8 protein-coding genes and 1 pseudogene are annotated in these 13,423 nt (G+C 56.2%); 7 read left to right on the top strand and 2 right to left on the bottom strand.

Going from position 1 to position 13,423, the window contains the following annotated elements:
* The 5 genes and pseudogenes from C448_RS11780 to C448_RS11755 form a co-directional block, all read left to right on the top strand.
* Positions 1-477 (top strand): annotated as a pseudogene (locus C448_RS11780) (IS1595-like element ISHsa2 family transposase); the annotation flags it as partial.
* A 264-nt stretch (positions 478-741) separates the two neighbouring features.
* A complete protein-coding gene (locus C448_RS11770) occupies positions 742-1,344 on the top strand; it encodes a DDE-type integrase/transposase/recombinase (protein ID WP_152415577.1) in 603 nt (200 codons plus the stop codon).
* Positions 1,345-1,760: 416 nt separating this feature from the next.
* Positions 1,761-3,458, top strand: coding sequence for a hypothetical protein (locus C448_RS11765; RefSeq protein ID WP_004055031.1), 1,698 nt, complete (start codon positions 1,761-1,763; stop codon positions 3,456-3,458).
* A 56-nt stretch (positions 3,459-3,514) separates the two neighbouring features.
* Positions 3,515-4,954, top strand: a complete 1,440-nt coding sequence (locus C448_RS11760) for a sulfatase-like hydrolase/transferase (RefSeq protein ID WP_004055030.1) — start codon at positions 3,515-3,517, stop codon at positions 4,952-4,954.
* 218 nt (positions 4,955-5,172) lie between these two features.
* On the top strand, positions 5,173-6,363 hold the full coding sequence (locus C448_RS11755) for a glycosyltransferase (protein ID WP_080503202.1): 1,191 nt from the start codon (positions 5,173-5,175) through the stop codon (positions 6,361-6,363).
* Between the two features lie 80 nt (positions 6,364-6,443).
* Here the strand turns inward: C448_RS11755 and C448_RS15635 are convergent, their stop codons facing one another.
* Positions 6,444-7,874 (bottom strand): sulfatase, encoded by a 1,431-nt coding sequence (locus C448_RS15635; protein WP_004055028.1) that lies wholly within the window; start codon positions 7,872-7,874, stop codon positions 6,444-6,446.
* Positions 7,875-8,066: 192 nt separating this feature from the next.
* On the opposite strand from C448_RS15635, the gene C448_RS11745 reads away from it, so the two are divergent.
* The gene (locus C448_RS11745) at positions 8,067-9,599 is read left to right on the top strand and encodes a flippase (RefSeq protein ID WP_004055027.1); all 1,533 of its coding nucleotides are present in this window, start codon (positions 8,067-8,069) and stop codon (positions 9,597-9,599) included.
* Between the two features lie 20 nt (positions 9,600-9,619).
* Here the strand turns inward: C448_RS11745 and C448_RS11740 are convergent, their stop codons facing one another.
* On the bottom strand, positions 9,620-10,855 hold the full coding sequence (locus C448_RS11740; RefSeq protein ID WP_193363136.1) for a glycosyltransferase family 2 protein: 1,236 nt from the start codon (positions 10,853-10,855) through the stop codon (positions 9,620-9,622).
* Between the two features lie 370 nt (positions 10,856-11,225).
* On the opposite strand from C448_RS11740, the gene C448_RS11735 reads away from it, so the two are divergent.
* Positions 11,226-13,121 carry a glycosyltransferase family protein gene (locus tag C448_RS11735; RefSeq protein WP_004055025.1) on the top strand — a complete coding sequence of 632 codons (1,896 nt, stop codon included), beginning with the start codon at positions 11,226-11,228 and terminating at the stop codon, positions 13,119-13,121.
* Positions 13,122-13,423 lie beyond the last annotated feature (302 nt).

Below are 13,423 nucleotides of genomic sequence, written 5' to 3'. Positions count from 1 at the left end.
CCGCGGGACGGACTGTCCCGCGGCGGGTCCCCTGGACCCGGACGGGCGCGATGGACAGGGGAGCAGGGCGATGAGATGACGCTCGTCGCGGCCTGCCGCGACGTGCTCCAGGTGATCTCAGCCGAAGAGGGGTCGAAATACGACGAGAACCTCGGGCCAGTGATTGAGGAAGCAGGCGATCTCTCCCAGCCGCTGGGAGAGATCTGGACCGACGAGCTTCCCGCATATCAGCAAATGGAACACGAGCATCGAACCGTTGTCCATGATGATGAGTACGTCTCAGAGGAAGGTATCCACACGAATCAGGTCGAATGCCTCTGGTCGTTAGTGCAACCGTGGCTGGCGAAATTCCGCGGCCTGTCCAAGCAGGGCTTGGAGCAGGCCGCTCGCACCTTCGGGCTTCTTCGCTCCCTGAATCTTGTTCAAGCACCCATCCACAGCCTTGTCGATTGCGTCGCCGTCAACGTATTCCGCTAATCTACACAAGAGCGATTTGAGATCACTCGCCGACGGGTCCAACAACTCGCCAAGAAATACCGCGACAGCGGCGAGATTCCACACCTCGAAACGCCCGGACGTGAGCCCTACGCCGAGTATCCAGCCGATCTCGAACAACGCATCCTCGAACTGCGCCAGCGCCTCGGCGCTGGTGCAGAGGCCATTGCTCACGTCCTCCGTGTTGCTGATGGTCTCTCGATCGCCACCAACCGTGTCCATACGATCCTTCAGGAGCACGAACACGTGACCGAAAATCCAACCAAACAGGGCCGCAAACGGCCGTGGGTCCGGTTTGAACGGGAGTATGCTGGCGTCACCGTCCACATGGACTGGTACCACAACGAACAGGGACAGCAGGTTCTCGCCGTCGAAGACGACGCCTCGCGGCGCGTCTTCGACATGATCGAGACCGACGCCAGTTCGGCCAGCCAAAGCGTTGATCTCCTCGACAGGGTCCGTGAGGATCTCGACGCTCCTGTCCCGATCCTAGAGGTGATCACCGACCACGGCTCGGAGTTCGTCAATCCTCGCCAAGACACTCGACCAAGTCCCGATCACGAGTTCGAAGGCTACCTCCACGAAAATGACATCAAGCACACCCTCTGCAAGGTTGGACGGCCACAGTCGAACGGGAAGATCGAGCGATTCTTCCAGACCTACGACAAGCACCGCTGGCGGCTCGGAACTCTCGCAGAGTTCCTCACCTTCTACAACGAGGAGTGCCCGCACATGAGCCTCGACTGGGACAACTTGGAGACGCCATCTGACGCATTTGACAGGCTGTTGCCATCGCCGACGGACGTCTTCGACGACCCGCTCGCAACTGAGGTGAGAACCGATGACTGATCAACGAAATCTTTACCGTATAGCACACAAGTCATTGTTCACACATGCATTTCATTTGTGACAGCTGATGAATGATTCATGTAGGTGTCCATTTGGGCGGACGTGTGCGTCATCTGCCACCGGGCGGGGAGATACCGCTAGTGCTCCTCGAAGCGGTGAACTGTGGCGTGCCGGGAGATTCCATATTGGTAAAGCTACATCAGGTTTTGGCACTAAAATTGTCGAGGTATTACCAATATGACTGCAATGATTCTCACGCAGGATTGGTCTAACAAGTGGCTGAACGAGAAATTCTTTACCATCCTGTCTCAATTTGAGACACTTAATAATGCTGTTCGATTTATATGTACATTGGCGCGTTCGAGCAAATACAACAAACCACACCTACTAATGGTTGAATACACAAATAAAGGCTGATGCGGACGGCAAAACTCTGCACGACGATCTACGCCTTTGCTTTCGCTATCATGATCGTTGGAGCCCACAGGACGAGTCAGCTTTTCCCGTGGCTACAGCTGTTCGTGTTCGTCCTCGCGATAATTCTTTTCACCGGACTAGTCGTCGGTGACCTCTCTATCGAGACGAGCACCGTGCTGGCGGTGGTTCTCGCGGTGTCGTTGCGGTTGTTCATCTTTGAGTGGCCGGCCTCGATGATTGGTATGGACCCGGACAAGTATGCCGTCGGCATCCATCGAGTCATCCAGACGGAGAGCTTGGCAACGCTCGCGCAAAGCGTTCCGACGTATCATGCGCTACCCGCATTCCATCTCCTGAACTCCGAGGTCGCACTCGTCTCCGGCCTGCGAGGTCGAAACGTGCTCGTCGCCATTCCGATACTGATGGGGGTGCTGTTGCCGCTCACCGGGGCAGTACTCGCCGCTCGATTTACTCGTCCATCAAATCGGTCCGTCGCCACTGGGACAGCCGCCTTGCTCGGAGCAATCGCGGCCATCGGTGTGCTCTTCGGCTACTGGCCTATCGTCCAGACCATTGCCGTACTGGTGTGGTGTCCAATTCTAATCGCTCTCGCTCGCTTCTTCGCTACCGGCGACCGCCGATTCGCAGCCCTAGCGATTTTCTCTACCGGAACTGCGCTGTTTGCCCACAAAATCTCGATGTTCGTCGTCGTCGCTGCGGTCATCATGGCACTCTGTATTCGGTGGCTACGTATTGACCAATGGCTCGGGCATGAGCTATCCCTCTCGTCGGAATCGATTACCCCTGCTGACGCGCGTACGATTGCGGCTCTATTGATGGTTGGACTGGCACTCCAGTGGGTACTGTTGACAACTTTCGCTCGAACCGCAATTATTGGGAAGCTATTACCGCTGCTAGCGAGTGGTTTTTCGATAGTTCCGCCCGACAAACCGGTGCGAGCAGCGATTCCCGGCAACTCCGGAATCGTGGGCATTCTCATACGGCGTGGTGACTTTCTGGTGTTGCTCCCCGCTGTTGCTGGTGCGTCGCTCTGGCTCTGGTTCCGGGATCGGTCGTGGCCGATGAGTCTGCTTCTTGGGGCGGCGCTCGCTCCCATCGCTATCGTCGGGGTGACAATCGTCGGCATCGGTGTCATTTCCCCACAACGTGCGATCCTGTTCGGCATTCCGGTGTTCGCAGCGGTGCTTGGAATCGCCATCGGACGAATCAATGAAACCGGAACGATACCGTATCAGACCGCAGCTTTCGCTCTTGTTCTCGTTCTCGTTGTCTCGCAAGCGGGTTCCGCCTCACTTGCGCCCAACTACCCGGGCGAACCTCGGATGTACCTCTCCGATGAGGAAGTGACTAGCAAGACCTTCATGATGGAACACACCGGCGGACCCGTTGCGATGGATTTCTTCTACGCTCGTGAGCAGGTGGACCTTGACAACCCGGCAGCGTCTCAGAAGCCAGGTGTTAATTCTGTGCCACAAGTGGCAGTACTAAACGCTGGGCTGTTGAATGCGACACTTATAAACCAATCTCATGATACTATACTCCTCCGCGAGATGGGGTTTACACGATTTTCCTCTGGAGCATATCGACTGACATGGGACCCGATTCGAGTGTACACCAACAGCGCCCGCTACAACCGGATTCTCGATAATGGAAAGACTGCTGGATTCGCCAACTGATTCCTGCTCCGTGGCTAAAGCGTTATATTCATTACTTGCATAACTGTTCTCAGTTCATGGCCACGCCGAACGTTCTGTTTCTCACCGTCGATTGTCTTCGATACGACCGCTGCGGATTCAACGGCTACACGAGACCGACCACGCCCACACTCACCGAACTGGCTCGTTCGTCGCTCGTCTTCGACACTGCCGTTGCGACCGGTCCGTACACGCCCGAATCGGTCCCTGGATTCCTCGCCGGCTTGCACGGCTACAACAGCGCCTACTACTCCGATGTCGATTTGACGGCGATTCCGAACGATGCCGAAACGCTCGCGTCCCATTTCCGCGACGCCGGCTGGGAGACCATCGCAACGATATCGAACCCACAACTGACGACCGAGCGCAACTTCGATACGGGATTCGATAGCTTTCGGAACCTCCGCACCGAGGATACAGAGAACAAAATCGGCAATCCACCGAGGTCGGCAGAACCGCTCCGCGAGCGAGTAAACTCCGCCCTCTATTCGCTGCGCGACCGAACGCGGTCGATGGAGAACACTGCTCTCTCCTCGACGCTATATGCCCTCTATCGCTACCAACAGTTCCAGACCAACTGGCCCACGACGCGAGGAGAGAAGGTCATCGATAGCCTGCTCGACGAACTCGACGCGAGAGACCGTGACCGATCGTTTTTCGCTTGGACACATCTGATGGACCTTCACGCACCGTTACATCCCGATTCGATACGGGAGGGAGGGTTGGCGTGGAGCGACGCGACTGCGCGGCATCTGCTCGCCGACGCGGGCCGTATGGTGAATCAACACACGCCGGCCTACGAGACGATGTACGACAGCGCCCTGCGCTACGTCGACGCACAGATTTCACGCGTCGTCGAGTATCTACAAGAGGCAGGCGTCTGGGACGAGACGATTCTCGTCGTCACCGCTGACCACGGCGAAGCCCTGTTCGAGCGTGGTATCTACGGCCACCAGTACCACAACCTGTTCGACGAACTGCTCCACGTCCCGTTTCTTGTCCGAACGCCCGATGAGACAGCCGAGCGGTTCGACGCACCGTTCTCACTGGCGTGGCTCCACGAACTGCTCGCCGACCTCGCAGACATCGAGCGTGGTCCGCTCCCAGCGACGAGCGGCCGGCCGTCGCACCTCGACGACGAGAACTACGCCGTCGCGCTCTCCGATTCGGTGAGCCACCGTGGCCATACGGTCACGGCACGTACCGCCCGCCACAAGTTCGTCCAGCACTTCGGCGAACCGCTTTACCGTGAGCATCAGCTTGCGAGCGCCGTCGAACCGTTCAATAGCGAGGGTGTCACCTACGACCTTCGTGGGGACCCCGCAGAACACCTGCCGCTCGACGCGACGGAAAGCCCGGCCAAGTTACGAGAACTTGCGACGGACATCCAAGTCGAACCATCAGATATCTCGTCGCTTGCCGGGGAACTTGATACCGAGGCTAAAGCACGACTGGAGGACCTCGGATACACCGAGTGAATCTGTACCGTCTCTGGTTTCGATTGTCGGTGGAGGGATTTCTGACGATTCGGCGTTCCTGTATTTTGGTCGCGGAGTGGATAGAACGTGGCCGTTACTGTTGCTATCGAGGAGACGATAATCCGGACTGAATGAGGCTGCCACAAACAATCTGTTTTAGATACCTTAGCGTCAAATAAACGCAGACTTCTTATATAGAAGCTAACGACCATTCGGACGTGAACATTTCGATTATAGCCACCAAGCTAAACCTGAGAGAGGGGGCTGGGTCGAGTGTGAGTTTGGATACGATAGCGTCCGGACTTGCTGACCGCGGCCACAATGTACGCATCCGTACTATCAATCTCGCTCGCCCCAATCACGTCCGAGACTCTGCTCCGTACGAAGTGACGTCGATAATGAACGAACGGGACTGGACATATGAAGCTCCGTTCGGCCTGCTGGACGAGATACGATCAATCGAACCAGAGACGGATCTGTTCCACGTTTTCGCACCGTGGCTAGTACCACTGTTCGGCTATTACCGATATCTGGGTGGTGACACCCCCGTTGTTGGACGGCTGAATGGGTACACTATGTTCTGCACAAATGATAAATTGATGAATGGGGAATGCCACAAGCACTGTAGTTTGTCTAATAAAATCAATCACGACAACTCCGACCTCGGGAAGAAGATGGTAAAGCTACCCAAATATCTCTACATGGATCTGTCTTTCCCCAAGTTCGGAAACGAAGTCGACAAACTCTTCGCACAAAGTCCGACGGTAGAGAAATACTACTCGGAGGCAGGTATCGATGCTGATCGAGTGACCGTGATATCCAATTTCTACAATGAGCAGTTCCATTCTGGAAGCTATAGTCCACCCTCGATGGGAGATTGGGATGGCTTCAATTTGCTCTACGTAGGGCGGATTGAAGAGGAGAAAGGGGTAGATACCTTGGTCGATAGTGCGAACTACCTCCCCGACGACTATCATATTCATATCGCCGGAGACGGAAGTATGCTAGACGAGTTGAAGAGAACGGTAGACGAGGAAGCTAATGGCTCCTCGGTCACGTTTCACGGCTGGGTTGATCGAGACGCTCTTCCGTCTTTCTATGACAATGCAGAGGTGTTCGTCCATCCGTCGAGATGGCCAGAACCCTCCGGTCGGGCAGTGCTGGAAGCACTCCAATACGACTGTCCCATAATCGCATCGGACATCGGTGGTCCGCAATGGATCAAAGGGGAAGCCGGATCGGTTTTCGAGCGCAACAATCCTGAAGATCTGTCTTCGAAAGTATTGGAGATATCATCCAACGCCGAAAAATATGATGCAAAGGTCCAGCAATGTTCAGAGCGGTTGGAATACTTTGCTCCAGATCGCATATTGAACGAACTCGAAAACGAGTATACGGCGCTCCGATAATCGCTGTGGTAGTGTGCTGGAATGATCCGGGAGAAAACCGCCACCGCATGATGTCCTGTGGCTACGACGAGCTGCGGAATTCATATGTAACCTAAATCGTTCAGTCGTTCCCTACTTCGTTCCGAGATTTCAGTGTCATCTGAGCCTGCTCTCATCAGCGGTACGTTTTGCTCGTCCATCCTCTCGATAAGGTCCTCTTCTACACACTGCTGATCCTCTATAACCTCTGGATTCGGCGATCCGTCGCTGATAGAACGCAGTTCGCTCGTACCGTCTTCCGCTTCGATGAATTTCCAGGAAGGAGTACGAACCGCTCGAAGTGACCGATCTACCCATTCCAAATCAGCGCTGGGGTTCTCTATCCGATTCATCAACGTATCTATATCGGGCTGTGGGACTCTGTACTCGGCAAAGATCGCGTCTCGCTGTGGCTCTTCCGATATATCGTTTGATGAAATAGCCTCATCAGACGGAACATCGACACCAGCCAGATTACAGATTGTTGGGTATATATCACGTGTGCTCACTAGCCCCTGCTCTACTTCTGCCGTGAATTTTGGCGGAAATCTCGCAATGAGAGGCACATGTAGAAGAGTGTCGTGAAGGGAATACTGATGGTCCATTAGGTCGTGATCGCCAATGTTTTCGCCGTGATCTCCAACAATGAAAATCGCGGTGTTGCTGAGCTCATTGGTCCGTACGAGACAGTCATAAAGACGGTTGAGCTGAGAGTCGAGATAGGCAATCTCTGCCCGATAGAGTTGCCGGAGAACTTCGAAGTCCGCTTCACTAAACTGCTCATCTCCTGCTATATGCTCCCATGGATTCGGATCGAGTAACTCATCATTCCCATCGACCAAATCGTCCGGGGAAAATTCAGAAGGGGGATTGTATGGTAAATGTGGTTCGAGATAATTCATGAAGTAGAAAAATGGCTTTTCACGGTCTCGGTTACTCATCCACTTGACAGTACGATTCGTTGTTGATTTTGCCCCGTCGTCTACTTTGTTAGCAAAGAGTTTTGCGTAGATCGAATTGAAAATGGTCGCACCCGGTCTTTCCGCCAGTATTGCGCTCACAAGTCGGGTATATCTCGCTACCCCGCTAGCAGCAGAGACCTCTGACAAATCCGTGCCGCCCCAGAAATAATCCCATTTCATCGACAACTCATCAAATCCTTGACCGAATCCGAATTCAGGACTGATCCAAACGTTTCCGCTAATTCCGCGAGTCTCGTAACCGACTCCTCGTAGTTGTTCGGCTAATGGCGAGGAGGAAGGCTCAAATTGCGTGTGACCAGCGTGAGTTTCATGGATACTTGTCCGTTGTCCTGTGAATAACGTTGCATGAGACGGTAACGTCCATGGTGCAGGTGTAAATGCATTAGAGTAAAGCGTTCCTTGCTCACGAAACCGGGATATGCCCGGAAGTTGTTCCGAGTCTAACATAGAGTAAACCGTACGTGCTCTTGCGGTATCAAGTACGATTAGCAATATATTCGGCCGCGTCATGATTCGAAGATATTTATTCGAGGATTTAAACTACGCGGTTGGTTTGTAGGCGTTGCTCAACAGCAAAATCTCACATTATATTGAGATAAAGGTGAAAATTTAGAGAGGTTCAGATATATGGAATCACCTGCCCACGCCTCGTCGGATAATCGTAACGAAATCTTCTACTAACGGCCGAGTAACTCTGTTTATGTGAGTTCGATCGCCGACAGTCTCGGTGGGCTCGTCAAGAGTGCGGGTATCGTGCTTGCCGGAACTGTCATGGCGAACGTTCTCGGGATTCTTGCCGAAATTTTCATCCCGCGGGCGTTAGATCCGGCAGTGTACGGTCGGCTCGGTCTTGCGTACGGTATCGTCAGTGCGGTCAGTTCGCTGGCGATTCTTGGGATTCCGAACGGCGTGACCCGCTTTCTCTCGGAAAAAGAGTCGGCACACGAAGAAACAGACGTGCTCCAGAGTGGCTACGCGATCTCACTGGTTGGGACCGTCATTGCGGCCGCCGCCATCTATCTCGCACGTTTCGAAATCGCTGCGCTCATGGACGATCCCGAAGTTGCACCACTACTTGTTGTGTTCGTCCCCTATCTCCTCGCGTTTCCGATAGTGAAGGTGAGCGTAGGCGTCCTCCGTGCCGAGGAGCGCACCACTGCCGCGACGCTAGCTCAGCGCATCGGTCCCCGCGTGTTCGGTTTGGCACTCGTTGCGGCACTCATCGCCGCTGGCCGGCCGGTTGTCGGAGCTATCGGCTACTGGCTCTCTTTTTCGGTCGTGGGTGCGCTGTTAGCGCTCTACGCCGTCCGCCAGCACATCGACGTCGGCTCGCTCGTCGCTCGTCTTCCGAGCCACGACACGGTTCGTGAACTCTGGTCATTTTCGTGGCCGCTGGCCGCGGGAACCTCGTTGACGATCATGCTTGCGAACGTCGACATCGTGATGATCGGCTATTTCCTCGACTCGGCGTCGGTCGGCTACTACCGCTCGATTCAGCCGCTGAAACAGGTGATATTCTTCTTTTCTGGTTCGTTCGCGTTCCTCTTCATGCCGCTTGCCACGAAACACTACTCGCAGGGTGATTTCGCCGGTCTTGACGCACTCTATACTGTGACGACGAAGTGGATCGTCGCGCTGACGTTCCCCGCGGTCCTCCTGTTCACGCTGTTCTCGCCGGATGCCATCAGGCTGTTTTTCGGGACGGCGTACCTTCCGGCTGCTCCCGCACTTTCGGTACTGATTGCGGGACTGTTCTATCGTGTATTTGTCGGATTAAACGGCGATATGGTCAAAGCGATCAATCGCCCACGAGTTGAGTTCTACTCGGCGATTGCCGGCGTCGTCGTCGACATTGTACTGAATGCGGCACTCATCCCTCTCTTTGGGATCGTCGGCGCAGCGTTTGGAACGATTGTCGGCTACTTCGTCTATAACACGATCGAAGTCGTCGCGATCTATCGAGCGGTCGGCAGCTACCCGTTCTCTGCGGCTGCATTCAAACCGCTCGTCCCGACGACGCTCGTCGGCGTCGGTGTCCTCGCGCTTGCCTCCCAACGGACACTCGGACTGTTCGCAATCGCTGGCATTGGTGTGTTGTTGTACGCCGCCCAGCTTGTCTCGATGATTCTGACCCGGAGCTTCACCGAGACGGATCTCCAGCTTGTCGAGCAGTTCGAAGCCCGCTTCGATATCGATCTCTCGTGGCTGACGACACTGATTCGCAGCGAATCTTAATCGCCGTCGGCCTCGCCGATTCACGACTCGGCGATCGTACTCATGAAAAACGCCGAAAACAGCGTCTGCAAGCCGAGCACCACGGCCGTGAACGCCACCATGTCCTCGATGACGAACGGCAGCTGCGTGAACCCTGTCGCGGCCCACCGGCCCAGCAGAGCCAGCCCGTACACCGTTCCGGCGGCGACCAACACCAGCCCGACGGTCGCACCGCGACCCAGCCGGAGATGTCGCCGGACCCAACCCGACACGTAGTCGTCCGCAGCACTCACCGGATCGGAGGCGACCGTCGCGAACACCCCGAGCGTCGTGACCTGATAGCCCACGATCGTCAACAGACTCCCGAGCACCATCGAGTGAGTGCCCAAGAACACGCCGTTCACCCGGACGTTCCCCGCGACCAACGCCATCATCGCCACCCCCAACACACCGAGCACGATCCCAGGAACCGAGAACAGATAGCCCGGCGCGTTCACGAGCATGAAGCGGACGTGACGCCAGCCATCACGGAAACTACTCAGTGTCGCCTCGCCCTCGCGTTCGTGGTAGGTAATTGGCTCCTCGGCGATCGTCAGTCCCGACGCCCCGGCCTCCATGATCATCTCGCTGGCGAACTCCATGCCGGTCGTCTCACAGTCGAGTGCGTCGAGCGCCTCACGACTGATCACGCGCATCCCGCTGTGGGCGTCGCTGACGCCGGCATCGTAGAACGCGTTCAGGAATCGCGTCAGCAGTGGGTTGCCGACGTACTGATGGAGCGCGGGCATCGACCCGGCCTTGATCTCCCCATCGAGCCGTGACCCCATCGCCATATCGGCCTCGCCTGACGCCACCAACTCGTAGAGCTTCGGCAGCTCCTCGAAGTCGTAGGTGGTGTCGGCGTCGCCGATGGCGATGTACTCCCCACGAGCGCGCTCGAAGGCATACTGGTAGGCGTAGCCGTAACCATCCTTATCGGGTGTCACGACATGCGCTCCGTTCGCGGCGGCGATCTCCGGGGTGCGATCGGTCGAACTATCGCTAATGATGATCTCGCCGGTGACGCCGAGATCGTCAAGAGCAGTCTTGATACGACCGATACACTCGGCAACGCCGCGTTCTTCGTTCAAGGTCGGCATGACGACGCTCACGACCGGCTGCTCGTCACTATCGTATTCGAGTAGGTACTCGCATGGCTCAGTCGTGGCTGTTTCCTGGGGCTCTACCGGCTGGGATACGTTCTTGGATGTGGCTGAAATCCCTTTTTCCGTTTCCATTTCAATGGTCCCTGGCAGATCTAATGGCCAATTGTGGACAGATGTGCCTCATCTCCAGATTCGAAGCGTATATCAATTGCTTGCCCTTGCTACCCGGGTTCTTTTACCGGAAATGTGATCGAGAACATGTCTGCGTGGCATGTATTACATGAAATGTCTTCGCAGTATTACTTAGTCTTTTGCATAGCCATCAAGATCTTTTGCACTACTCGTCTTGAGATGTCTTTTGATTTATAATGGTGAGATATAAATCCAAATCAATTCACCAAAGATACTCCCAAATTACCGAATCGATATGACGGACAGCATTTCACACCTTTTAAACCGCATACAGTTGTCCACCCACCAACGGTACGGCGACGATCCACAAATGAACGCCACCACTCGATTGCGACTCTCGAAGGGTACGCTTGCGGCGGGAGCGATCGCACTCGCTATCGCCACCCTCGCCGCACACTTCACGCCGGCGACGGGCTACGAGCTCTCGATCTATCGGGCCACGCCGAGTGCGTTCTGGATCGGGCTGTTCGTCGCGCTGGCGATCGCGGTCGTCCTCGCCTTTGCCAGCGACCGACGATCGATCCGCGTTACGGCGCTGTGGCTTGCCGGCCTTGCGATCGTCGCGTTCGCCGCGTTGCCGCTCATACGGGGCTATTATTACTTCGGCCCGGAGGATGCACTGTCCCATCTGGGGACGACGAAAGATCTCGCTCACGGAATCGTCGATCTCACCACCACCATCTATCCGGGGATGCATACCCTCGCTGCCCTTCTGGGCATACTCACCACGAGACCGTTCACGTGGTCACTCTTAGTTACTGTCCCGACCTTCGTTGCACTCTTCGTCCTGTTCGTGCCCCTCTGTGTGCGCCTGATCGTCGCCCGCACACATATCGACCCGATCGCCGTCGTCTCAGCGCTTCTCTTGCTCCCGATTGCCGTCATCTATCTCCCGGTGCTCCAGCCGATCCCGACCAGCGAAGCTATCCTTTTCATACCCACCGTGACCTTCGTGTTACTTGCGTACACGCGACGACACCGCCGACTCGCTTTCGGCACGCTGCTCGTGGTTGCCCTCGCTTTTCTCGTCGTCCTTCACCCACAACACGGCCTCGTCTTCGGGGCCCTGCTCGGGATCGTACTGGTCACACAGTTTTTCGCCCAGCCGCTGACGCGGACAGTCTCAGGGCCGACAGCGATCGCGCGCCTGTTCGTCCAGTTCGTCGTGCTCGCCGGTGTCGGTCTCGCCGTCGTCTGGGGCTGGCTCAGCACGCAGTCGCTGTTCGGCCGCGGCGTTTCCCAAATCGGCCCGACGCTGTTCGACGTCGAGACCACGGCCCAGCTCCGAACGTTTCTTTCGACACACTCGTTCGATGCCATCGTCGCTGAACTGCTCGACAACCCATCACAGCCAATCATTCCTCGTAGTAACACGCTAGAGATGCTCGGCGTATCCGTCCGTGCGATCTATCGCCGTACGTTCGCCGTCGAGATCGTCTACGGAATCTTCGCCGTGCTCGCGCTCTTCGTCCCCATCCTCTCGAAACTAGCGAAGCGACGCCACATCCGATATTCGATCGTGCTCTCGCTGCTCTGTGGACTCGTGCCCGTTTCGATTCTCACCGGACTGTACGTCCTTGCCGGGCTTCCGATCCAATATTTCCGCTATCTCGGCTTCATCCTCGTTTTCGTGACGATCTTCGGTGCTGTCTTCCTCTGGGAGGCACGCGCCGTCGCCGAAACGTGGCTTCCGTCAATCTCCGTCCGCAGCGTTCTTGCCGTCGGCTTCGTCGTATTGCTCGTCGTCTCCTCGTTCACGATGTTTCGCTCGCCGTACGTGGTCCAAGAGACCGATCACGTTCCGGAGATACAGATGGATGGCTACGAGTTCGCGTTCGCCCACGGCGCGGACAGTATCGGCTTTGCCGGCGTTAGCTCGCCGATCCAGCGCTATCGCGACGGCATCGCCGGCTCGAACGCATCGAACATTCCACAAGCATCGCTCGATGATCCACGCGGCAGCGGTCGCTACTTGCGTGTCCCCTACCATTTCGCTGACCAAGAACTCCGCACACAGTCCGACGACCCGTTCTATCTCCCGGTGACGGCTGTCGACCGCCAATCGAGCACGCAGTTGTACGGCGGCGTCGAGTTCTCACAGGACGATTTCGCCTACCTCAACAGGACGCCCGGGATCGCCAACACCTACGCGAACGGCCAGTTCGATCTTTACCGCGTCGACCCGGCCAACGAAACCGATGGGTGATTTCGATGATCTCTCATGACTTGACGGAGCATCCGTTCTAGGCTAATCCCGTCGTGACTGGGACGAATTGATCGGAAATTTGCTCTTCCAATCGGAGAACACAATCGTTGGCTGGATCAGAGCCCGTTGAGGAGCGCTCACGCCGGTGAGCGCTCCGAGATGTTCGTTGAACGCGAGTGCTGTAGCTGGAGAGTCCCGCGATCCAGCCCGATCATGCCGGATTACGCGAGGTCAGCGGCGAACGGTTCGTACCGTACCTCGTCAAGCAACGAGATGCGGTGCGTGTTCGGGTCTAGCGCATC

Origin of the sequence: Halococcus morrhuae DSM 1307 (genome assembly GCF_000336695.1) — an archaeon.
Classification (GTDB): Archaea; Halobacteriota; Halobacteria; order Halobacteriales; family Halococcaceae; genus Halococcus; species Halococcus morrhuae.
Note: the sequence above shows the minus strand (reverse complement) of the source record. Positions and strands in the feature narration are given on the sequence as shown.

What these genes read in the sequence shown, in the direction of transcription:
- C448_RS11765 (WP_004055031.1), top strand. Translation starts at nt 1,761, where the DNA reads ATGCGGACGGCAAAACTCTGCACGACGATCTACGCCTTTGCTTTCGCT.
- C448_RS11760 (WP_004055030.1), top strand. Translation starts at nt 3,515, where the DNA reads ATGGCCACGCCGAACGTTCTGTTTCTCACCGTCGATTGTCTTCGATAC.
- C448_RS15635 (WP_004055028.1), bottom strand. Translation starts at nt 7,874, where the DNA reads ATGACGCGGCCGAATATATTGCTAATCGTACTTGATACCGCAAGAGCA.
- C448_RS11740 (WP_193363136.1), bottom strand. Translation starts at nt 10,855, where the DNA reads ATGGAAACGGAAAAAGGGATTTCAGCCACATCCAAGAACGTATCCCAG.
- C448_RS11735 (WP_004055025.1), top strand. Translation starts at nt 11,226, where the DNA reads ATGAACGCCACCACTCGATTGCGACTCTCGAAGGGTACGCTTGCGGCG.